This window comes from Epilithonimonas pallida (assembly GCF_900182975.1).
GTDB classification, from domain to species: Bacteria; Bacteroidota; Bacteroidia; order Flavobacteriales; family Weeksellaceae; genus Epilithonimonas; species Epilithonimonas pallida.
Genome location: NZ_FXUO01000005.1, coordinates 104,469 through 126,717 on the forward strand (window position 1 = coordinate 104,469; position 22,249 = coordinate 126,717).

At 41.3% G+C, this 22,249-nt stretch carries 18 protein-coding genes; all 18 read right to left on the minus strand.

Features of this window, described 5'->3' with window-relative positions:
- Nucleotides 1-59: 59 nt before the first annotated feature.
- Complete coding sequence (locus tag QOL71_RS10925) at nucleotides 60-5,228, minus strand: Eco57I restriction-modification methylase domain-containing protein (protein WP_283416959.1); 5,169 nt, start codon at nucleotides 5,226-5,228, stop codon at nucleotides 60-62.
- A complete protein-coding gene (locus tag QOL71_RS10930) occupies nucleotides 5,221-5,901 on the minus strand; it encodes a hypothetical protein (RefSeq protein WP_283416960.1) in 681 nt (226 codons plus the stop codon). The genes QOL71_RS10925 and QOL71_RS10930 overlap by 8 nt, the downstream gene beginning before the upstream one ends.
- A gap of 68 nt (nucleotides 5,902-5,969) precedes the next feature.
- Nucleotides 5,970-7,622, minus strand: coding sequence for a hypothetical protein (locus QOL71_RS10935; RefSeq protein WP_283416961.1), 1,653 nt, complete (start codon nucleotides 7,620-7,622; stop codon nucleotides 5,970-5,972).
- A gap of 61 nt (nucleotides 7,623-7,683) precedes the next feature.
- Nucleotides 7,684-8,379: a hypothetical protein gene (locus QOL71_RS10940; RefSeq protein WP_283416962.1), complete on the minus strand. Its 696-nt coding sequence runs from the start codon at nucleotides 8,377-8,379 to the stop codon at nucleotides 7,684-7,686.
- Nucleotides 8,380-8,394: 15 nt separating this feature from the next.
- Entirely contained in the window at nucleotides 8,395-9,234 is an 840-nt protein-coding gene (locus QOL71_RS10945) for a M23 family metallopeptidase (RefSeq protein ID WP_283416963.1), read from the minus strand.
- Entirely contained in the window at nucleotides 9,231-11,225 is a 1,995-nt protein-coding gene (locus QOL71_RS10950; protein ID WP_283416964.1) for a type IV secretory system conjugative DNA transfer family protein, read from the minus strand. Before QOL71_RS10950 ends, QOL71_RS10945 begins: the two co-directional genes overlap by 4 nt.
- Nucleotides 11,226-11,260: 35 nt before the next feature.
- Entirely contained in the window at nucleotides 11,261-12,127 is an 867-nt protein-coding gene (gene traN / locus QOL71_RS10955) for a conjugative transposon protein TraN (protein WP_379953593.1), read from the minus strand.
- Between the two features lie 4 nt (nucleotides 12,128-12,131).
- Nucleotides 12,132-13,334 carry a conjugative transposon protein TraM gene (locus QOL71_RS10960; RefSeq protein ID WP_283416966.1) on the minus strand — a complete coding sequence of 401 codons (1,203 nt, stop codon included), beginning with the start codon at nucleotides 13,332-13,334 and terminating at the stop codon, nucleotides 12,132-12,134.
- A gap of 34 nt (nucleotides 13,335-13,368) precedes the next feature.
- Complete coding sequence (locus QOL71_RS10965; protein ID WP_283416967.1) at nucleotides 13,369-13,722, minus strand: hypothetical protein; 354 nt, start codon at nucleotides 13,720-13,722, stop codon at nucleotides 13,369-13,371.
- 1 nt (nucleotide 13,723) lies between these two features.
- Nucleotides 13,724-14,338, minus strand: coding sequence for a conjugative transposon protein TraK (gene traK / locus QOL71_RS10970; protein WP_283417192.1), 615 nt, complete (start codon nucleotides 14,336-14,338; stop codon nucleotides 13,724-13,726).
- Nucleotides 14,339-14,405: 67 nt separating this feature from the next.
- The gene (locus tag QOL71_RS10975) at nucleotides 14,406-15,653 is read right to left on the minus strand and encodes a TraJ family protein (RefSeq protein ID WP_488167831.1); all 1,248 of its coding nucleotides are present in this window, start codon (nucleotides 15,651-15,653) and stop codon (nucleotides 14,406-14,408) included.
- A gap of 2 nt (nucleotides 15,654-15,655) precedes the next feature.
- Complete coding sequence (locus QOL71_RS10980; RefSeq protein WP_283416969.1) at nucleotides 15,656-16,276, minus strand: hypothetical protein; 621 nt, start codon at nucleotides 16,274-16,276, stop codon at nucleotides 15,656-15,658.
- A gap of 215 nt (nucleotides 16,277-16,491) precedes the next feature.
- Complete coding sequence (locus QOL71_RS10985; RefSeq protein ID WP_283416970.1) at nucleotides 16,492-17,157, minus strand: hypothetical protein; 666 nt, start codon at nucleotides 17,155-17,157, stop codon at nucleotides 16,492-16,494.
- A 2-nt stretch (nucleotides 17,158-17,159) separates the two neighbouring features.
- Nucleotides 17,160-17,846: a hypothetical protein gene (locus QOL71_RS10990; RefSeq protein ID WP_283416971.1), complete on the minus strand. Its 687-nt coding sequence runs from the start codon at nucleotides 17,844-17,846 to the stop codon at nucleotides 17,160-17,162.
- Nucleotides 17,847-17,857: 11 nt separating this feature from the next.
- On the minus strand, nucleotides 17,858-18,511 hold the full coding sequence (locus QOL71_RS10995) for a hypothetical protein (protein ID WP_283416972.1): 654 nt from the start codon (nucleotides 18,509-18,511) through the stop codon (nucleotides 17,858-17,860).
- Nucleotides 18,498-21,575, minus strand: coding sequence for a TraG family conjugative transposon ATPase (locus QOL71_RS11000; RefSeq protein ID WP_283416973.1), 3,078 nt, complete (start codon nucleotides 21,573-21,575; stop codon nucleotides 18,498-18,500). Before QOL71_RS11000 ends, QOL71_RS10995 begins: the two co-directional genes overlap by 14 nt.
- Nucleotides 21,547-21,861 carry a DUF4133 domain-containing protein gene (locus QOL71_RS11005; RefSeq protein ID WP_283416974.1) on the minus strand — a complete coding sequence of 105 codons (315 nt, stop codon included), beginning with the start codon at nucleotides 21,859-21,861 and terminating at the stop codon, nucleotides 21,547-21,549. The genes QOL71_RS11000 and QOL71_RS11005 overlap by 29 nt, the downstream gene beginning before the upstream one ends.
- A 1-nt stretch (nucleotide 21,862) precedes the next feature.
- Nucleotides 21,863-22,183, minus strand: a complete 321-nt coding sequence (locus QOL71_RS11010) for a DUF4134 domain-containing protein (protein WP_078797569.1) — start codon at nucleotides 22,181-22,183, stop codon at nucleotides 21,863-21,865.
- Nucleotides 22,184-22,249: the final 66 nt, after the last annotated feature.

Consider the following 22,249-nt stretch of genomic DNA (forward strand, 5'->3'; position numbering starts at 1 on the left):
AAAATTTAGGATTACCGCCTTTTTTTTCAATAAATAATTTATCTGTCATAAAGTTTGATTCACCTTTTTCTAAAAACCATAGTATTTAGCTTTAACTCATTTCCTTCTTTATTTCGCGGAGAATCTACAGAATTGCTAAAACTTATTTTTTTATCGGTCATAGAAAATATTCTAAAATTTTCTTGAGATCTTTCTTTTACAACATTGACTTTTTGTTTTTCTTTCAACGTTTTCTCGTTCTGTATTTTATATTTTGTAATTAGTTGCTGTTTAATCTCAGGAAGTTCTTCTAATTTTTTATCAAGTTCTGCAATTTTCTCTTCGGTATTTTTAGTTTGCTTTTCTATTTCTGCAACATTAACCCCTTTTTCTCCTAATAATTTGATTGTTTTTTGAACCTCAGCTTTAGCAAGGTCGATTGTTTTCTGGTAAGCAGGGAGTTGATTTTTCCAGTAATCGGTATTCTCATCTTCATTTTGGCAGTAGCCCAAGATTCTGTTGTAAGATTGTTCAGCTTTGTTCACCATTTCCTTCACTTTTAGAAAGTCTTCCTGTTTTCTTAGGACAAATGCAATATCCGCCAAATGCTTGTTTTTCTCACTTTCTATCTTCTTTTTCAGCAATTCAATTTCAATAGTAGCCCGTGTTTCTGGATTCGTAATGATTGAGGTTTTAAGTTCCTGTGTACTGATATCCGAGATATCGAGGACGTCCGCTCCCTTCTTCATCGCTTCCAGATATCTTGCCTGTTTCGATTGCAACTTCTGCAGCATAAAGACGTCTATGCTGTCATTAGTCAACATAAAGTTCACCCTAACATTTTCATGCCTATTTCCCTGTCGCCAGGCACGGCCTTCCACTTGTCTCAAGGTCGTAAAGTTGTAAGGTAGGGAAAGCATGTACAGGTCCGTAGTATTTTCCTGGAGATTCATTCCCTCCTGAATTGCTTCACTGCCGATAATGATCTTGATATTCCCGGAATTAAAGTCATTCTGTATAGATATCCTTTGCGTTTTCGATGTTGCACCAGTAATGACCCCGATTTCATCTGGTCTGTAGCCAATATTGGTCACAAGGTATTCTTTCATTCGTGGGAACTCCGACACGGCCAATTCGGAATAGATAATCTGTCCAGTTTCCGGGATGTCTTGTTTATTCTGTCGGATGAGGTTCATCGTTTCGTTCAGCTTAGGTGAGTTTTCAATAAATTCTTCTAAGGATGGAAATTCTCCATCGTAATAGGGTGACAGATAGGGAGAAATAGCAATCAGCCTTGCATTTAGAATGTGGGTGAGAATTGCTCCTTTTTCTGTTTCCCTGAAACTTTCGGTCAGTAAATCATATTGCTCGCGCGTCAGGTCATTTTGCTCAATCTTGTATTCTTTGTTGATCTTGTTGGGACGAATCAGTTCAGGATTATCCTCTTCACCCTTGATGTCGATGAATTCAGATAATAGCTGCTGAAAAAGAGAATTGTTCTTGAACCGGCGGACATTGGCTTTAAACTTCACATCACCTTTAGCGTCGATCTCCATATCAGTATCTGCTTCCATAAAGGTTTCAAAGAAGGTGTTGACATTGAAATAACCGGACTCTTCCAGCCGTTTATTGGCGATCAGAGATAATATGGAATAATATTCAAGCGGTTTATTGGTGAATGGTGTCGCCGAAAGCAGGGTAACATTTCTACCGTCATATTTTTGCTGAATGTACTGTGCCGCCATCCAGGTGTTGATGCCTAATTTCGAAGTCTGCTGATTCTGGCTCCTGAAATCGGAAGAGAATCTTCTATCCTCAATTCTCACCTTACCTACAATATGATTAGCGTTATGAACTTCATCAAAGGTCATATGGTCAAAACCGAAATCTTCCCAGTCATAGATTTTCCCACGCTTCATTTTACCCTCGATCTCTTTGCCCTTCTCTAATTCCTTGTGAAAATCCCGTTCACTAATTGAGTTTACGCCGCGTAGTTCGCTTTCGGAGATATACGAAAACTTTGAGGCGAGATCCTGGGTGGTACTTTCGGAGAAACCTATGTTGTTGAAGCCTTCATATGTAACGATGGTAATTTCTCCATCCTTATTGTCAAATTTTGAAAGATCGTAATCCTTACCCAGATTGCCAAGCACATTGACCTTCGCATTAGGTATCGTTTCAAAGATGGTCTCCACCCACTGCTTTAGTATGTTGTCGTTGGGAACCACGATCAATGGTCTTTTGGAATTTCCCCTTTCCATCGCTTCGTGCATCGAGAGGATTCCGGATAAGGTTTTTCCGAAGCCTACCTCGTGCGCCAGCAAGCCAACACCTTTCGTTGTCAGCCTTCCGATACCTGTTTTTTGAACTTCCGTTAATCTTAATTCCTGTCCTTTGAAGTTCTTATAGATTTTAGAAAACAAAGGGGATTTGGAATAGTCCGGAACGTGAATGTTGTTATAATTTCTATTAAAATCCTTAACAAATCTTTCCCTAAGTTCATCCGATAATTCTTCTCGGATAAATTTTTGAAACAGATCGTTGGCTGCAGCCTTTCTCCTGTCCCGAACCAAAGCATTGCGTTCCTTGTCACTTCCGGTGACCGTCTCATTATCGACAAATTGTCTCACTTCCCAGGCTGAAGACCCTTGAAAAGCCTCGCTGGATAAAGTTCCGATAAAATCTTTAAATTTTTCAGCAAGGTTGTAATCAACAGTGACGACCTCGCTTAGCTTTGTATTATAATTGTACCGTTCTTTTTCCACCTCTCCCAATCCGAATTGATGGACAAACTCGTGATTAGGACTTATAAAAATCTCATCAAAAGTTTTTGGTTTGGGAAGCACATTAAGAAGGAGATTCAGCTGCTTGTCATATTGGTCTTCAGTTCCTCCGACAGCCAATTTATCCTTGAAATCTATCTCCAGCTGCTCGAGCTTTGCATAAATATTTCCTTCTCCATAATAAAAATCGTGAACCCACTTGCCATCCATGTAATTAGCGAATTGATAATGTTTTCCATAATTGTTCAATGTGCCGTCATAATTAGTATCCCGAAAGGCTTCAATTTGTTCCTGAGTAATATCAGAGCTATTCTGAAGCGAAGTATTCACCACTTCATCAGTTTTTGAAAACAGGTATTTTAAAATTCCTTTTTTGATTTGGGGCTTCGTTTGGACACTGTATTCCGTGTTTTTATCTTTATGGGAACTAATAAGCCGCTCTGCTTTTTTCAGAATTTCGTGGATTCTTTCCTTTGAAAATTTGTTTGGCTGATCTGCTATCTCAGACTGCAGCTTTTTGTATTTTTCAATTTCTTTCAGAACCGCCGGCGATTTAAATTTTATGGTATTGAGCTTTGAAAGTACGGTCTCAATTTTTTCCCGGACTTCATTATGGCTGACATCACTTTTTTCCTTATCAGCAATACTTTCCGAATTCGATTCGGTCAGATCTGTCTTTTGCAAGGAAGAAGACGCTTGAATTACCATTTGTTCCGCAGGCTCTGACAAAAGATCTTCAAAGAGATTTCCGATCCTTTCAGTTTGTCTGTTCGATTCAAGTCTCTGCAGCCTGGCTAATGCTTCATCCAGATTTCCGTGGACATAAAGTTCCATCCGTCCGAAACGATTTGATTTCTCACGGATTTCACCCAAAATGTTTTCTGGATTTTTTTCAAAGTAATCCGAGATTTTATGCTTGATTCTTTGCGAGGACTTTTTTAGGATAATGATATCTGTTCCGATCTGTGTTCCTGAAAAAGCCCCTGTCGGTAACCGGAAAGCCTTTACAAGTTCAGCATTTTCAAGATCTTTCTTGCGGTTGATCCAGCCTGACGGAAGGACCATCGCCAGGACTCCGTCGTCTTTCAGAACATCCAGGCTGCGTTTAACAAAGTAATCTTCGTATTTGGAAAGTTTGGGTTCCTCACCCAACCCTTTATAGAGACCACGATGTTCGCCATAAGGCGGATTTCCGATTACAAGATCGTATTGCTGAGAAAAATCCTTTTTGTTTCCCTTCTCGTCAATAAATTCAGTTTCAAAAGAACGGAGATTTATGTTGGCTTCAGGATGGAGTATTTTAGCGATCTTTGCTGTGGTCTCATTGATCTCAAAGGCAGAAATAGTTGTATTAGAAGAAAGTCTTTTTGCTGCATACAAAAAGTTGCCCGTCCCCAGGCTCGGTTCCAAAACGCTTAATTCTTTCCTGTTTTTAAATGGTTCTTTGATGAGGTTTCGGACAGCCTCTACGATTTTCTGATCCGTGTAATACTCGTCAAGAATACCGCGACCTTCTTTTGCGACACCACCGCTTTTGAACTGATTGCAGATGTCTTTCAATTCATCGGTAATGGCAACGCCATCTTTAAAAACAACCTTTTTGTTATCGGAAATAAAACAAGCTGCGGAAACGACTTCTGCAACTTGCTGATTGGTCAGCTTCTGACCATTATATTTTGCGATGAGACCGTCTAATTCTGCGACATTTGCAGAATTATTGGTTATCTCGGGAACTTGTCCGTCGGATCTTCCGGTGTTGGGTGCAATTCGTCCGAATACGATTCTGCCCACGGAAGCTTTTTCTTCAGCATCCTGAGATTGTGTTCCGTCAGTGGATCTTCTTCCTCGCTCTCCGGTTGTGAGATCGCTCCGCTCTGTGCCTGAAGATCCATTTCCAGCATTTGAGCCGCCCACATTTTGTCCTCTGTTGTTATTTCCTTTTTGCTCGGATGGGCTGTTCTGCAGAGGTTTTCCAGAATCTCGTCCAGCAGATCCGGATTCCAGGTGCTGAGTGTCGGATATTCCGTTTGGTCTAATAGTAGTGGCTGCATTTTCTGATTCTTTTGATGTGACTAAATTACTATTTTTATGAAGATCATCTAATTTGTTTTTAAGATACTGAGACAGGTCTTTATTTCCATTGGCGGATATCTCATACATTTTCCGGATGTCTTTGATATTCTTTTCCTTAAAATCCATCAGGATTTTTAGCGTTGCTGCATCGCCTGTCCGGTTTGCTTCAAGACACAAAAAGATCTTGCCTTCGAAATACTGGAACCTGTTGAGAAATTTTTTTGTATTCGTAACCTCATTGAGCGTAACAAGGGTTCTGCTATTGGATTGCCAGTTAAGTTCTAACAGTTTTAGAAACGACTTAGCATCCTCATCTTTTGCAAAAAGGATTAGTTCGTTTTTACTTCCTTCAATGACAGTGAGGTCATCATTTATTTCTAAAGGCTCACTCATTTTTAGTGCGTGTTACAAAACGATTAAACTCAAATAGTTCCCGGGCCGCCTCATCCCAGTTTTTTCTCGGAATCAACTGAAGCGTGACAAAAATGTCATTCTTCTTATTGTAAGAGTCAATACGTTCCAGCCGGCCGCGATAGTCCTGTTCGGCGTGTCGGTATAATGAGTAGGGAAGGATGGTGTCGGTAGGGTAGATATAGAACCGGGTATAGTTCCAGGGCGAATTGATCTCAAAGCGTTTATATTGCTTCCCGAACAAAACGGTGTCCGATAGCTTTCTCCTGTTCCTGTAATTCGGGATCCATTCTTTTGAAAATACAGAGCCTTCTTTCTTCTGCCACACCAGCAATGGCTTTTGTTTTAAGACAAGCTCTGAAAACAGGACGGTCTTTCTTTCGGTGCCTAACGGATAACAGAGAGAATCTCTGATAAAATAAATCTGTCTATTAATTTCCGGAAAGCTTCGATCGGGAATGATCTCTATCAGCTGATCCTGAGAATAGCTCATTTTGGAAATATGGAAACTCTGCGTCTGGTCCAGGCCTTTGGAAGCTTCGAAATAAACATTAGAGATGATGTCAATTCCTCCTTTTTCGGGTTTAATTTCTTTGTGGCAGGAACTTAAGCCTAACATTACTGCATAGGATAATAGTGTCAATTTTATTTTCATCGTGTTGAATTTTTAAAAAAGCGGCAGATCATGAGACCCACCGCCTTCGAAATAATGTTCAGGTATTTCTAACGTTTGATACTTTGCTCTTTCACGTTGTTTTTTTCGTGCTTATGATCCTGATCTAGGCCTTCCAGAGGCTTGTTGGTATTCAGCCGGTTCATATCATTGTCATAGAGTTTAAGATTCCTGTTCTGAGGATCAAGAACTGCTTTGCCTTCGATGACCGAATCATCCTGTTTGAATTTTACTTTGACAATATTTCCTTTCTCAAGAGATTTTATCGCGTTGTCTTTCCATTCTGGTCGATCAAATACTAGCTCCGCTTTTTCAACGATCTTCGTGGTATCCACACCATAATTTTTGTAGAAATTCTTGAAATAGTAATTTCCGTTATCTGTTTTTGGCTCATCGAAATTTAATTGAACAAACGCTGGTTCCATTTGTTCGGTCTTCGCGTTTTTAAATTCTATTTTTACAGCACGCCCTTCCAGAAGATTCACGGCTTCCTTGGCGGTAAATGTATGCTCCTTGTTAACTTGAAATTTCTGATGGATGGTCTCATTTTGTTTATTCTCCAAAATCGCATGGTAAGAATTGAAAAATACTCCACCGCTATCCGTTTTGTTAAATCTTAATAAAAAGCCTACCTTATTTTCAGGCAATGTCTTGTCAGAGGAGGTTTTTAGTTCAAATTGTGTTTTGCTGGATGTAATAGCTTTCTCAAGATCTTTGTGAAGCTGTTCACCTTCGCCAAAACCTAAGTATTTCATCTGGTCCTTCAGGTATTGTACCTGGTCGAAATCTTTTTGTGTTTCCATAATGTCTGGATTTTGATTGTTATATTTTATTTCATTGATTGATAATGGCCTATATGCTGACATCTCTTCTTCGTCCAGGAACATTTTAATAATTTCACCTCCTGGCAATATGGAGTAAGCTTCCGCATACTGCTGTTTTTGAAGTAAGCCATAAGCCAGTTCGTATTTATCATTTTTAGATAGATGGTGTCCATCAACGAAATCCGGTAGTTGTCTTAATTGCTCTTCGCTTAAAGAGTAGTCTCCGCTTGTCGTTCCGAATTCTTTCTCTTCCAGGTAGCTTTCCCTTTGATGCTGGGTAATGTTTAAATCTTCCAGTATAAATTTTTGCTCTTTTGTACTATTTCTATAATCAAGCAGATCATTAATTTCTTCTTTAGAAAGCTTCGGAGAAAGATGGTTGAGTTGGGCTTTTTCTGTCAGGTCAATTTCTGCAAAAACTTTAAATTCGTTCAGGCTTTTTGATGTTTCATCAACGTCTTTCATCCCTGCCCACTCGTTTTTACCGTACGGTAATCGGTATTCCTGGGTTTGCAGGTCATAGCTGTAATAGCTGTTTCCATTCGGACTTTTCAGGGAACCACTTCCATCATCGTAGTCATTCCAGCTCCATCCTTTGGGAAGATCAGCTGCCTGGGTTTCATTTGTTGGTATGATATTGTCAGGGTTATGATGATCGATCACATTACTTAATTGTTGTTTTTCAGAACTGAGGGGTCGTAAATTAAATGGCTGAGCATCTAACTGGTAATCGAAGGTGTAACCTACAGCTTCACATTCTTCCTGGAACGCTTTACAATCCTTGTAATCAAGTCCCATGTTGGCTTCTTTTTGCTGCCATTTATCCAAGACTGCCTGCAGTTCTTCGGAAAGTTGGTGGTAATTTTCAAATAGATCCATTATTACATTTTTGAGTTTGGTATTTTATTATTTTGAAGGGTGTCACAGGATTTCAAGGGATTTATCTTCTTAATCTTCGTTTTTCTTCCTGCTGCTGTTGTTCTTCATTTTCCCGCGTTCGATTAACATCTTCATACATATCCCTGTCATTGACATTGAGCTTAACATCAGAATTGCCATTGTACATTCTTTTATCTTCTACAGATATCCTCGTCACGGCATCAAGTTCCCTGGAGACAATGTTCATATCATTTGCGATTTCTTTGGCAATCTCCGGGTACTTGTCGAGTTTGTCATAGAGGTAATTTTTCAGCTTCTGCAGTTCTGCTTTGTAGCGGCCCAGTTCCTGCAGGTCCTTTTGGTCGGCGATAATAGCGGTAAGCTCAGTGGCATTTTTGATAAAATCGAATTCCACTGTTTTGCTGTTTTCCTTATCAAAAATGAAGGCTTTCATTTCGATATTCCATTGGTCCGGAGATTTTGACAGGTTCTTAATGTCCGTATATTGGACTTTTTCTTTGCTTTGTTCCAGAATCTCCGAAAGGCTTTTGTCTCGTTCTAGAAAGATGACCTTCAGCTGGGTATTGTTATCGGTCAGCTGAAAAGTAGCCCGGTTCCTGTCATTATCGGCGACAATCGTATAGCCTCGAAGAAACTTCTGGACGTCGTCAGGACTTAACTTTTTGGAAAACGTCAGGTCCTCATTGATGATGCCGTAGGTTTTCAGGTCTTCGGTGGGTAAATTGTGATGTTCCATATGATGATGTTTTTGTTAGTTTTGATAAGATGTTGCAAGCCAATGATTGGCTTCGATAAGGTCATTGAGAAAACGGATAGGATTGATGTAATTCCCATTCTCCCTGACCGCAAAGTGCAGGTGTGCTCCTGTAGAATTTCCGGAATTGCCGCTTTTCGCAATGATATATCCCGCTTTCACCGGGTCTCCTGTTCTGTAATAAATTTCTGAAAGGTGCAGGTAAGAAGTTTCAAACCGGTTATAATGCTTCACTTTGATGTAATTTCCACCGCCTTTAGGATCCCATCCTGTGGCGGTAACCATTCCGTCCATCACGGCATATACATTCTCATAATTGGCTTTCAGGTCAATACCATTATGCATTTTGGCTCTTCCAAGTAAGGGGTGTATTCTCATTCCGTATGGAGACTTTAGAGAAACAGACCTACTTAATGGCATTGCGATTTTTGATAACTTCAGTTCTCCGGTTTCATTTTCATAATCATTCCTCGTTATAGAAGTAGTTCGTTTCTGTTCATTAATAATTACCTGGCTTTGCAGCTGTAAAATCAGCGAGTCCTGGATTTTTTGTATTCTCCATTTTTTGTTGTTATTTTCTGAATTCTCTTTGATCATTGTTTTCAAAGAATCCAGTTCTTTTTTCAGGTCTGCTTTGGAGGTTGTGTTAAAAATAGCCTTCCAGAATTTTTTGTCGCTTTTCTGCTTCAAATCCTTAGTCTCATCCGTCTTCTCCACAATTGGAAGATTCTCTGTTTTCTTAGGCTGGATGGGTATAAGGGTATTGAATTGCCCATACACAAAGCAATGAAAAGAAAAAAACAACCCGATAAAAAAGTATGTTGTAAGCGTTTTCATGAGACTGATTTTATAAATTCATTCACGATGAGCTCCACTTCCTTGTTGATCTTCCGAAAATTGCTCATCAGTACTTCCTCTTTGCGGTTAACTCCCCTTTTATCCAGAAATGAATAATAGATCGGCATCGGAGCATAGTTTCGCTCTTCTTCTTTAATGGCTTTCATATCCAGATTGATCTTCCCGTGAATCGCTGACGTCTTGTATTCCTCCGCATCGTTTTCTTCGCCTTGGGCGATCATCCCAACCATTTCCCCGGTTTTTAATGCGGCTATTTTTCCGGCCGGTATCATGTTATCCATTTTCTCATTTATGCTGGTCGTTGTTCCCTGTTGTGATATGGACTGTGAGTAAAATTTCTGCTTGATCTTTCCAAACAGTTTTTCCAGCCAGTCCAGTGTATTTTTATCTCTTGCAGAACCGGAGAGAATATTTCCGACAATGGCAGAAATAGTGTCTGCCACTTCCTTTTTGTAAAATTGCCGAAGTTGTGGAATTTCCTGAAGCCCGAGTAATACAGCAACGCGGTTGCTTCTTGCTGTGGCAACAACATTGTCTATCTTATGGATATAAATGGTTGGAAATTCATCGGCAATGATACCTCCCGGCAGGTTGTGCTTGGAGTTGATCAGTCGCAAGGTTCGGTTTAACACCGACGAATACAAAGCAGAATTAATATCCTGTGTTCCGGGGTCCGAGGCTAAAATCAAGATGGAAGGGTTCTCCCTGTGAGTAATTTTAAGTTCGACTTCGTCTCCTGAGAAGACCCAAAAGCTTTCTTTGGTTGCTAATCGGGAGAGATATATCTTCAGTGTTCCAATCTGTCCTTCCAGTTGATCAAAAGCTTTGTTGTCATATGCTGTTTTGAAGGGAGAAAGCAATGAGCCTATCTCTTCATTGGTAAACAACGTGTCAAAAATTTCCTGATAGCTTCGGTTCATAAAAGAAAGAATATGCGGCAGGTCTGAATATTTCCCATTTTCCAGGGTGGCAAAGAAGTAAATGCAGGATGACAGAAAGTTGATCGCAGATTGGGTAAAAAACGCGTCTGATCCCCCGCCGGAGCTGCTTCCGCCTTTCTGGAGTGAGGATACCATTGATTCCGCCATTTCTTGTGCTTCCGCCAGGGTTTGGATATACTTTTTATGAAAAGGATTGACCCGTTTTGATCTTTCGACCTCATTCAGATTAATGACGTGAAACTGGTAGTTGTATTCCGATTCCCTGCTTTTTTTAATCAGATAATGGTAGTATGCGATCTGCGCCAGATCCGGAAATTTGAAATCATAAATGCATAAACAGAAACCTTTGGCGATCATCTGGCGGATGGCCGGATTTATCACCCCAAACGACTTTCCGCTTCCCGGTGTTCCGATCACGGTTGTACCACGAAACGGATTAATGTTGATCCATCCTTTATTGATCTTGCCATTATACCGAAACAGGTAGGGAATATTAACGCTTGTCTCGGTATTTACCAGCTCTTTGTTCTGGTCAAAGGATTCTTCTTCCACATTCCATCGGTCTTTCCCCATTTTCTGCTGCATCAGCTTGGAGATACTGTCTGCACCCATTTGAAGGATTACAGCCCCCATAAAAGAGAGACTCGCATAGATGATCTGGTAAAAGTTCATTCCTGGGAATATTTTAGGAAGTTCTGTATTTCCTGCTTCATTCTGCCAAAATAGCGAGCAAAACATCATGGCAAGTCCCAAGACCATTGGAACAATGATTTCCTTTGCGACATTAAGATCTTGCTTTTTCTTAGCTTTCGTTCCGATAGCAACCAATCCGATCAAAAGGAGTGTTGTAAACTTGGCATTAACCGGCGGATAAATAAAGTTCATCTTCGAGAAGTTCTTCAGTAAATTGGAGATTACCGGAACTTCAGCATTCAGGTAAAAAAGAGCAGCACAATCCAATGCAACCACAGCATAAACTGCCTTTTGCAGGAATCCGTAGATTTTGATCTGATGTTGTTGTTCTTGCATTTTTTTTAATTAAAAATTAGGACAGGCCTTGCCTTTTAGAAGGTGTCTGCTTTTAGGATATCGGAATAGTTGATCTTCATCTCAATGGTCCTCCCGGATAGCTGTTCTTCAATCAACCGGATCATCATCACCTTGGAGTTCGGATAGGTAAATTTTTTGAATACATAAATATTCCTCAGGTTTTGTCTGAAATGCTTTTGAGGATTTAGCTGAAACACCGGTGTCATCTCAATACTCTGATTGTTGGTCGCCTTATGGATCTTTTTATCCTCTATGGAAAACTTGAGGGCTTCAAGGTCGTAGCTTAGATTGGAAGTATTTTTAAACGTCATATCCAGAAAGATGTAATCAGCCATCACATATACATTGTTAAGCTGCATACGGAGATTCAGGTTGTTTTCTGTTCTGACAGGCTTTTTGTCAGCTTTATTTTGAATGATGTCCAAGGCAAATTGTCTGAGTTCACGATTTGAGAAGGTCATTTTATCAAACTCGATGGGCTGCATTGCTTCAGGCTGAATATGGATGTTGGTAATAGTATTAAGGTTATTGGGGCTTCTGTAGATCGCTTTATACTGCGCGATGAATGATTGCCCGACAACGGTGATAATGCCCACTGGATTTCCGCTGAAAAAAGAGATGGATTGTTTCTTCTTGTCCTTATCAGAGGTGGCATTATCGGTAATTTTTATTCTTGCAATATTGCTGGCAGGGAGATCGCCGGTCAGTCTATCGGTGGAAAGGTCGACATATTGAATAGGCTCCGGTGAGATCATATGCAGGTTGATTCCTTCCGTGATCTCAAGTTCCGGCAGATCAGAAATGATCTGCTCAGGGGTGGCAGTTTGTGCAGTGAACAATGTTGCGGTGAACAGCAGAATGCTGTATAATAATGTTTTCATCATTTTATTTATTTTGCTGGTTTTGTGATTCTTTAAGCTGTTTTTCATCAATCAGGAATACATAGGAGTTGTATTTCAGTTTGGCTTTATTGGTTTTGATCAGGTTAGCGATGGATTTCGAGGTGGAAGTAAACAACTTGGAACCGATGCTTGTAAAAAATCCCTGTCCGCCCATATCCATCTGCGTACCCTGAACCGAGTTGCTACCCATTTCCCGGATCATATCGCGGAACACACTTTGGGGAACATAGAGCCCCTTCATTCCATCTAAATCATAAATCGATAAGTTGACCGGAAAAATCTCTCCCTGGGTGAACACCGATACGATCTTGAGATCAACCCTTTGCATGGAGAATCCGGAGATCTGCCCATAGAGAATGGAGCCTTTACTAATTTTACGGTTGCCCACAAAAATGTCTTCCAATAGTCTGAACCTTATCCTGCTGCCGAGAAAGCCTTTATTGTTTTCGTCAATAACCGCTTTGATAAAGCTGTTTTCGTGTTCTCTATAAAAGGCATTGAACACATTGTTGATTCCTGATTTGCTGACATTGAAGGTCGAATTAAGAAATTCTTCCATCTTTTCCTTATTGGCTTTGAGCCGTTGTTCTGCCGCCAGTTTGCTTTGGTATTCCGGGTCTCTGGCTTTTTCCAGGGAATCCATCACGAGCATTTGCTCTTTCAGGTATTTGACGGGATCTGGCTGGACAGATTGATTTTTTTCTTTTGGTGTATCAGCGTATTTATTTTCCTGATTTCCATACGATTTATCATTGAGCATCCGGATGATTTCTGCCGACCTCTTGTAATCCTTATCCTCACCATGCTGCTTTCGGTCATAGTAGGATGAAGGATTGCCTTTGGCCTGGTATTGATTCTGTCTTGAGGATACCGCTTTCAGGGAATCAATCTTTCTCTTTTGTGCTAATGACAACTGATCATCATAGCTTAGTAAGCTGTCCTGTTCCTTATCCAGTCCTCCCAACATCGTCCGGTTGTCATCTTTTTTGAAAAATGCATCATAGGCATCATTCTTATTCATAATCGAATCCTTGGTTTCACCTAAGGAGAGAGAAAGCTCTTTGGGTTTCTCTTTAGGTTTGTCCTCTTTGGTGAACTCTGCACCGACATAGCCGAAAAGAAGCAGGAACGGCAAAGCCAAGAGCGGCAGCACATATTTTTTCTGTTTGAAATTAATTTTCTTCATCGCGTTTTGATTTTTAAATAAATTGCCTCCGGTGCTACCGGCTATTTTTTAACTGCTGGTATTGGTTAAATAGAAACTCTATTCTTAAGCTGTCCTCTTTTTGTAAAGCATTCCGGTCTCTTTTTTCTTTCAGCAATTTCAGCTCATTAACGATCTTTTCCATTTCCTTATCCTGAACAGAAGCCGTATTCTGACTGATCCCATTATTGGAATAGAGAACCGGAGCTTTGATGGTAAAGGTCTTTTGGGAAGGAAAGAAAATTCCCTGTATCAGCGAGCCTATCAATGAGACCGAAAGAAAAATCATCGAATAAACGAAGAACTTTTTAGGATTTTTAGCCACGCACTCCAGCAATTTCTGTCCGTTTTGTTTTATAAAAGCTTTCATCTTAATAAGAATTTTTGGTTTGATTGGAGAGTTCTTCGTTATCGATGATGCGCCAGTTCTTCAGCAATACCCCGTGAGGATTATTGGGGCTTCGGATGATATCCTCAAAAAATCCTTCAGTAATAAGTTTCCGGGTAATGACCGAAGATTTTCGGGTGATCATTTGTTTTCCAAAGAATTGAAATTTATTCTCCTCCGTATTGAGGCTGATCGAATCCGCGTGGATGCTGACCATTGAGCTTGAAGCTACAATCTGGTTGTAAAATCCTTTTTCCCGGAGATTGGTGTATTCCTTCTTTCCGCTGTCGTCAATGAGATACAATGACTTCTGAATATTCTCCTTGATATAGGCATCATCGGGTGCCAATGTGAAAAAAAGGCGGTGGAACAATTCGATCTGGGCTTTGTATTCAACCGGCCGGTTCAACAGCACATCTGTTTGCTTAGCCAATACCGGAACCCCATTATCCAGAACATAAATAGATTTGCGGGAATCCTGGATCATCCGATAGGAAAAGAAAAACCCGGCAATGACAATGAATATGGCAAAGACAATGGCTGATAATGAAACGATCTTATTGATTTTGATTCGCTGTTCTATATTTTTGATAAGCATCTTATTGTAGTTGTTGGTGATTGTTGTTGGTTGGTAGTAACCCATCATTTCAATTTTGTGATGAGACTTATTTTGTGTTTTTCATTGCGTCCTGAACTCTTCCGGATGCACTACCTGCTGCAGCTGATTTTGCTGCCGATGCCGCTGCCGCAGCTCCGCCTGTTTTCACAGTCAGTACCGCTGTTTTAGCACTGCTTGCCACTTTTCCCGCGGCTTGTTTCATTTTCGTCATGGCACCCGCTCCGCCTGCGGTCACAATTGTATCAGCAATGGTCGGGGTCATCAGAACACCGATACCGGTCACGATATAAGCGACACAGGTAAAAAGCTGATTGTAGATCATTCCGGAATTACTGACATAGACCATTAAGGCATCCAGGTTGGTCACTGTTCCATTGGTCAGTAAAGTGTCGTAACGCTCTATTTCCATCGTGTAGCCGGAAGCAATAAGCTGCTGGCCAATATTGATGATGGTGTAGGCTACAAATGTGTAAAGGTTGATATTGATGAACTTGGATACCCAGCTGTACAGCGAGTTTTCAAATCCCGGCACCAATGCCATTCCGACTGCAATAGGACCTAAAATGATTAGAATGTATGCCCAGATTTTCTGGATAAAGAATATGAGGTAAACACAAATCCTGAGAATGGAAAGACAGACAAACTCGATCACTTCAGCCACAAGCTTTTGCATCTGGAACTGCATCCTGATCTGCCATTCCTTGATGGGCTGTAGCAACTTATCAATCCCGTCGCTGATATCAAACCACGAATCATCTGCATCTTTTGAAGTATTGTTAATAACCTCCTGTTTAGCATCTTCTTCGGCATTGAGCTTAATGACGGCATCCAGCAATTGCTGTTGCTTCTTAAACCGCTGAACCCTCAGGTCATTGACCTCGGATTCGATTTCGCTGAAAATAGCAATGCCAGGTTCTGCGATGGCCTCGAACGGTGCCTGTATCAGATTGACAAATCCCGTCCAATACACCAGGGTAAATCCAATCAGGATCGGTTTAAGCATCGGGGTAATTTCCCATTCCCGGTCTCCGGCCGCCATCTGCCAGCCCATATAGCCGAGATACATCAATGCACCCAATCCTCCGATGGCTCTTCCGACCAATGCGGAACCTTGCGCACTGTCCTGAATACTGGTGTCCAGTTTGGTAAACACCTCCATAAACCACTTTTCAAAAGCGCCGTCACCCTTCAGAAACTGAAGCAGGTTGCTGTAATCGCCATCGGTCTGCGCAAAGGCGAGGACCGGCAGTACTATTGCCAAAAGGCAAAACGTTAGTGTTCTTTTCTTATTCATTTTTAATATCTGTGTTTATAGTGCTGCATGACATTTTGAACAATTCCCCTGTCTGAGGCCGGTGTCCATTGTGTTGGCAATGCGGTTGGCAAATGGCTGTTCAGGATGGTTTTATAATCCAGAAGCAAGGTTGTACGGTTATTGTGCTTTCTGAGTTCCTGCACAAATTTTCGCCACCGGAGTAGGGTTTCGTGATACATGATAAAGCGTTTTCCCCTTGGCATATCCATTGACCTTGACATGGAATATTTTTCCTTAATCAGGTCCAGCTCTTCCTGTAATCTTTTTAAGGTGCCCGTGGTATTGAGTGCTTCGTAAGTGGACTCATCTTTAAGCCGCCATTCGATAAAATTCTGCGGGGTATCCGGAAATTCAGTAATAGGCTTGAGCATCCGTTTGTAGTAAAGCAGCCAAAGTGGGTCTGCATCGACTGTGGCCGAAGTCCAGTGTGCCAGATCCTGAACACTTCTTTTGTAGATCGTATCAGATGCAGCCTTGATCTTCTTAGCTTCCTCTTCCTGGAATTTGAGCTGTGCGAACCGGAGATTTTGTTCCCCCGTAGGTTTTAATGGACGGATATCATCACCGTCTTTGTAATCCCTGTTGATCTTGGGAGCCCACATCCCCCAAACCGTCGCATAGGCAAAATTGGTCTGGATACCCAGGAAATATTTGGGGTAAGGCCGCCAGTCGCCCCAGCTTTCAAAAGTCATCCGTTTGTGTTGGGCAACAATCGCGGGATCATTCAGTCTTTTGACACTTATTTGTGCTGACCCTGCAATGGCAACACATACAAAAACCAAGAATGTCCCTTTTTTAAATAGTATTTCCATAATTCTTAATTGAAGATGTATTTGTATTTAGTCATGATATCTCCGACGATGGTCTTGTCGATGTTGATGTAATTCCTCAGAATCGGTACCTGGTACAGGTATGGGATCTTTTTGGCGTTTTCCAGTTTTAGAATGATATAGAGAATATTTCCGTGGATATTCCTAACGCGTGTAAACACTTTTTCAATCAGCATCTCACGATCCATTGAATCCATCAGGAAATCCTTATCCTCGTTAAGAATGTCCTGCGTCACCTCCTGCTGGAGCTTTACCACCTGCTTTCCGATCTCAACATAATATTTTGAAACCAGGACGGTGTATTCGGGATGCTGCGCAGACAGATCCAGCATCTTGTTAGAATTGCTGACGATCTTTCCCAGGTACTGGTAGAGATAGATCAGCTTTTTGCTTTGGGTCAGTGCTGAATTGACATTCTTCAGCTGCTGGTAGATATATTCCTGAATGGCGATCACCTGCATTGTTTTATTGTTGATCTCGTCGTAGAGTTCTTTCTGCTTTTTGTAAGAATCCAGGAATGCCTGCTCGCTGCCCAAACGTACGCCGTGATTGACGGTGATCTGTGAGAGCAGTTTATCATTGATCACGATCTGCTGGCTTGTAACACGAGTTACTCCAAAGAGGAATGTTCCAAAGATTATTATTTTCTTCATCGCTAAAAGGATTTGATGTGGTTCATAATGTTTTCTACAACCTGCCGGTCCCTGTTGACATAATACTGGAAGGCTCTTTTGTTTCGCAAGACCTTAGCTTTGATATCCCTTATTTTCATGAGCATATGCGTGGAATTCCTGCTGAGTGTTTTGACCTCACCCAAGGCGTAGTCGAGTAAGACTTTGCGTTCCGATTGTTCCATCTGGTTAATGGCACTATATGACAAAATAATTCCTGTCAATAATCGTAAGGTCATTTGCAGGTCGTCCACAAACTGTACTTGTGCCGGAAGAACAGCAATGATGGAATAAGGTGCCGTGTTAATTTCATTGATAATGGCAGTTTGATTATCTGTGATTTTGGTTATTTCCCTGCTCACGGCAACACCTGCCGGAATAGCCTGTATGGCAAATGAGACAATACGCAGTCTGTCCTGAATCTTCGTCACTTTGTCTTTGAGATTCTTCCATTGGGATTGGTTGGCCGTTTCCACAGAGGCATTGAGCGTTTGCTTTTGCCGCATCTCTTTTTGCCGGTCGTGTTCCTTCATCGTGGCATTAATCTCAATATCCATCATCGGGAACGAAACATTCTCCTGTTGCCAGGCAGGGGTTGATCCACCTCCAGATGATGTCAGCAGGAAATAGCTTGCCGCAAGGAACAGAAAAGTGATTAGTTTCTTTTTCATCGGTTTTTGCATTAAAAATTCCGTTTGTAGCGGTTCATAATATCATCCACAATGGCTTTATCGGTATTGATATATCCTGCAAAAGGATTGATGGAATTCCAGAATCCGAGCCTGTTGGCTTTTTCCAGTCTCAGCTTAATGGCCAGAAGCCAGAGCTTTAAGCTTTTCACATTTCCCGAAATATTGTGCAGGATCTTGTAACGGTCTCCTGCAGTAGCCAGATTCAATTCTCCCGATGCCAGGATATCCGTTACATCCGTGACGATCTTCAGGCTTTGCTCATAGGTTTTCTGCGAAGCCCTGGTGCCGAAAATCGCGTACTGCGGATGCTGTGACGCTAACTGAATGATTTGTGAGGAATAGGTATAGCATTTGTTCAGCTCAGAATAAATTTCCTGTACCTGTATCCCATTTTGTAAGGTTCCGGAAACCTCCTTCAATCCCTTCAGTATTTTATTCTGAATGTCATTGGCAGCAACCATCTGGGTTCCCACCCAGGTCTGGGCATCCTTTAATCTGGACGTTTCATCGATAACCTCGTTTTGTTTGGCTTTCAGATTTTCCGAATAGAGGATCATTGCCGCGGTTACCGTCGGGTCGATGTAGGTGTTCTGAGCAGATAGCAGTCCGCAGAATCCTAAACATAACAGGCTAAGCTTTTTCATGCTGATATTCGTTTTTATTGATTAATTCAGGGAAATTGATATTTCGTTCTTCCAGTTCCTGGGCGATAACCTTGAACGTATTTTTCCCGGGATGGTTATTCTTCATATTATGGTAGTAGGAAACTACTTTCTGATCCAGAGGATGCTGGTACAGGTTCACTAAGGACACAAGGTTTTCAAGACTGTCATCGAAAGCTTTTAAATCCGATACAATCTTTATCAAAGCCTCGTCATAGTTGCCATACTTTTGTACATAATACTCCACGGCTGATTTCTCAGGCTTTTCAGTGGTATAGGTCAGGTATTGTTCAAGAGAAACCTCATTGCCATAGACCTCACCCTTGGAACCTCTCTTCAGATAAAATTCCTTGAACCGGCTTCGTCCGAATTTGTTGTTGAGATTATTGATGGTGAAAATCTTGTTTTGCTCCACTTTATTCAGCGATAACAAGGACGCTATGCGATCAAAATTGTCCTTGAACTTGGTCTGGTCTAACAGGATAAAGGTGTCGGAATTGTTGATTATCGAATCTTTGACTACAGCATTTCCGATGATGTCATCGAGCTCCTGAGTTACAACCACCGCTTCGCCCCAGAATTTTCGGACGGTTTTATAGAGGTACAAAATGTAACCGCCCATCAGCTTACTCGCAATTGCTTTCCAGGCTTCTTCAATGATGAGGGCTTTTCGTCGGTCTTTTCTGAGCCTCATCTTCTGAATGAACGTGTCCATAATGATCAGCGTTACGATCGGAAACAGTTTCGGGTTATCTTTCACGTTATCAATTTCAAAAACTATGAAGGATTCATCAAACAGCGTATTATCAGCAGATTCATTCAGCGTGGTAGCATACCTTCCGCCTTTGTAAAAATCCCTTAACACGAACAGAAAGGTCCTGAGGTTAAACTCTTTTTCCGTGATGCTGTGCTTCTTGTTATTGAGATAAAGCGGCAGGAATTTGTCGCAGTAATCATAAAATCCGTTGAACGAAAGCTCTTTGGCTTCCAGCTTTTCTTCGAGCTCTTTGATCTTTTTGATAATAGCCCTTCGGAAGCTTTGATCCCAGTCTGCTACAGACTCCGGACGCTCTATAATATCTTTTGATTTAATTAGTATCAGCTGCGTCTCATTGTAAATCTTTCTGCGCTGCTCATCACTCAGGGTTTCATAGGCCTCATATACTTTATAAAACCTTTCGCTGTCATAATCGGGATTATTCAAATTTTTATCAGGATGGTACGATTTCAACAATTTTCGTCCTGTCTCTTTGATCTGATCTGCAGATGCATCGAATGGTAGCCCCAGGATATCATAATAGCTATTCTCGAAACCGCCTCCGCTTGCTGATCTGTCAGTAACAATATCTTCTTCGTGAATATTATATTTTGCAAGGTAAAGGATCAGTTCTTCTGATGTTTTACTTTCAAACCAGTCGATTCCTGAATTGAAATACTGATGGTAATAGGACATAAGCACATTATCAAGAATTGATTTCTGAGCAGATGACACCGTTGCATCCGGTCCCTGCCAGATCAGGAAGATCAGGTTGGTCAGAAACTCTATTTTTTCAATATTAAACTCTCTTTTATCCATCAGAAAAGGATTCATCGTAATTGGTTTTTCTTCAGTGTACTGGATGTATCTTCCGCCTTTGTATTTGCAGGTTCCTGAATAGGAATCACCGGTATCCACGATTACGACATCGTAATTGTAGGTCAGGTACTGCTCGATAATGTTGTTCATCAGGAATGATTTTCCCGAACCTGACGGACCCAAAACAAATTTGTTCCGGTTGTTGATCCGTCCGGTTTTCATCGGAAGGTCAGCAGGGTCAACCTTTAAGGGTACGCCCTGCCGGTCCGTAAATCTTAGGTAGAAATTGGATTCTTCATTCACGGGATAGCTTTCTTTAAAAAAAAAACACAAGGCCGCTTCGCTTGTCGTCATAAAAAGATCATACTCCCTGAGTTCTGTTGCATTGCCCGGAATGGCTGCCCGGAATAGCTCCAGCTGGTTGTAGGCACTCTTGGAAACGATGATCCCTTTGGTAAACAGCTTGTTCTCAATCATGGACTGGACCCCTTCCATTTCTTCCAGCGTATTTGCTGAAAACAGCAGCGAAAAATGAGCATTGACCACCAGCTGGCCATCAATAGCGATATTATGCAGTAGGGTTTGGATCTCTTCTGCAATAATGGCATTGGATGGTGAATTGTTGGCGGCACCTTCGTGCTTTTTCTTTTTTTTGTCCAGTTCCCGTTGCTGTTGTGCCTGAAGTGGAATGGTAATCACCTGGTTATAAACAATAGTTTCGTAGTTTTCCAACTCATTGATGAAGGTAAAATTGTCAACCGCTGTTTCCGAAGCGGCTCCATTTCCGCCGAGAATGGAGTAGGGTTCTATTTCTGAGGGCAGATCGATATTTTCGACATCGACATAGGCGATATTCTTGACATACCGATTACCTATTTTCAGATATTCACTGGTACTTTTGATATTGTCAAATACCGGGACATCTGAAAACTGCATTGACAAAACCCCTGAGATGTAATATTCAAAATCTTTCTCAAAGAGAAATTCAGGTTCGCAACCACTCTGCTTCAACAACATAAACACCTTCTGCGACTTATCACGAAGCTCCTTAAAACCTTTTTCGGAAAAGCTGTAATGCTTGCTTTTCTTTTTCAGCTTGTCATCGATAATATCGGTAAAGAGCAAAATAGTTTCAATAGTTCTGAACAATCTTCCGTCAAAATGCTCTGAATATTTGTGCTGCAGGAATTGTGGGGATGGCTCAGCGGTGTATTTCTTCTTCGTGAAGATGTCCAGTTTCTGAACAATCCTTCCTTCTCCGATGATCGACACGACCTGATTAAGTACGGTGTGGAAGTTCAGGTAATTATCCGGATCGGCAGAATACTGCTCAACAATGTTTTTAATTCTGATTCCAATGATGGGATTGCCGTACTGTCCGAACAGCACATCAAAATCCCAATTGAAATACTTTCCGTAATCGTAGCCGATAAACGGAATATTAAAGGTTTGTTTTTTTGCTGCTGCCATTTTTAAAAATTTTATTGTTGTTCATTCTTTTTGGAAAAATGAAGATCTGATCAAAGTTTTTGGTCTTGTCGTAGAGTCCATATTTGTCCTGCCTTCTGAAGATCAGGTAAACACCTCCTGCCGTAGCGGCCAGTCCCAGCAGTGAACCCAGCAATCCGAACTTGGATAGGATCAGAGCCGCCACAACGCCGGCACCGATTACGCCTACTGCATAGATGATATACTTTCCTTTTAGCCCGAAGAAAACAAGAGGCTTTTTAAGCCCCTTGTAGAGGTAGAATCCCATCTTATGCGAAAAAGGAGGTTACAAATTCAGGAACAACGATGAGGAAGATCATCGCACCACCATACCCCAGGATCTCTTTATTGACATCCTGGTCGCCGTTGGTCCATTTGTTATAGACCCGAAGACCGCCAATGAAACCGACCAATCCGCCAACGGCTTTTAGGATCAGTTTAATCGGATCCCAATAGTCTTTAATGTCATTGGCTGCATTGGAGATGGCCGTAGCCCCACCCTGTGCCAGCATGGGCGTGACCGCCATAAGAAGTAGTGCCGCAGTCAATAATTTTTTCGTCGTTAGGTAACGTTTACATTTGTGTTTCATAATAGGTAAGATTTATATTTGAATTGTGTTTTTTTGTTAAGAAAAAGGCATAGGAGGTGTGCTATC

Coding starts and splice junctions, on each gene's coding strand:
- QOL71_RS10990 (WP_283416971.1), bottom strand. CDS start 17,846: ATGAAAAAGAAACTAATCACTTTTCTGTTCCTTGCGGCAAGCTATTTC.
- QOL71_RS10975 (WP_488167831.1), bottom strand. CDS start 15,653: ATGAATAAGAAAAGAACACTAACGTTTTGCCTTTTGGCAATAGTACTG.
- QOL71_RS10940 (WP_283416962.1), bottom strand. CDS start 8,379: ATGGAACATCACAATTTACCCACCGAAGACCTGAAAACCTACGGCATC.
- QOL71_RS10950 (WP_283416964.1), bottom strand. CDS start 11,225: ATGCAAGAACAACAACATCAGATCAAAATCTACGGATTCCTGCAAAAG.
- QOL71_RS10985 (WP_283416970.1), bottom strand. CDS start 17,157: ATGAAGAAAATAATAATCTTTGGAACATTCCTCTTTGGAGTAACTCGT.
- QOL71_RS10930 (WP_283416960.1), bottom strand. CDS start 5,901: ATGAAAATAAAATTGACACTATTATCCTATGCAGTAATGTTAGGCTTA.
- QOL71_RS10995 (WP_283416972.1), bottom strand. CDS start 18,511: ATGAAAAAGCTTAGCCTGTTATGTTTAGGATTCTGCGGACTGCTATCT.
- QOL71_RS10980 (WP_283416969.1), bottom strand. CDS start 16,276: ATGTGGGCTCCCAAGATCAACAGGGATTACAAAGACGGTGATGATATC.
- QOL71_RS11000 (WP_283416973.1), bottom strand. CDS start 21,575: ATGGCAGCAGCAAAAAAACAAACCTTTAATATTCCGTTTATCGGCTAC.
- QOL71_RS10945 (WP_283416963.1), bottom strand. CDS start 9,234: ATGAAAACGCTTACAACATACTTTTTTATCGGGTTGTTTTTTTCTTTT.
- QOL71_RS10965 (WP_283416967.1), bottom strand. CDS start 13,722: ATGAAAGCTTTTATAAAACAAAACGGACAGAAATTGCTGGAGTGCGTG.
- QOL71_RS10935 (WP_283416961.1), bottom strand. CDS start 7,622: ATGGATCTATTTGAAAATTACCACCAACTTTCCGAAGAACTGCAGGCA.
- QOL71_RS10960 (WP_283416966.1), bottom strand. CDS start 13,334: ATGAAGAAAATTAATTTCAAACAGAAAAAATATGTGCTGCCGCTCTTG.
- QOL71_RS10925 (WP_283416959.1), bottom strand. CDS start 5,228: ATGAGTGAGCCTTTAGAAATAAATGATGACCTCACTGTCATTGAAGGA.
- traN (WP_379953593.1), bottom strand. CDS start 12,127: ATGAAAACATTATTATACAGCATTCTGCTGTTCACCGCAACATTGTTC.
- traK (WP_283417192.1), bottom strand. CDS start 14,338: ATGCTTATCAAAAATATAGAACAGCGAATCAAAATCAATAAGATCGTT.
- QOL71_RS11005 (WP_283416974.1), bottom strand. CDS start 21,861: ATGGGATTCTACCTCTACAAGGGGCTTAAAAAGCCTCTTGTTTTCTTC.
- QOL71_RS11010 (WP_078797569.1), bottom strand. CDS start 22,183: ATGAAACACAAATGTAAACGTTACCTAACGACGAAAAAATTATTGACT.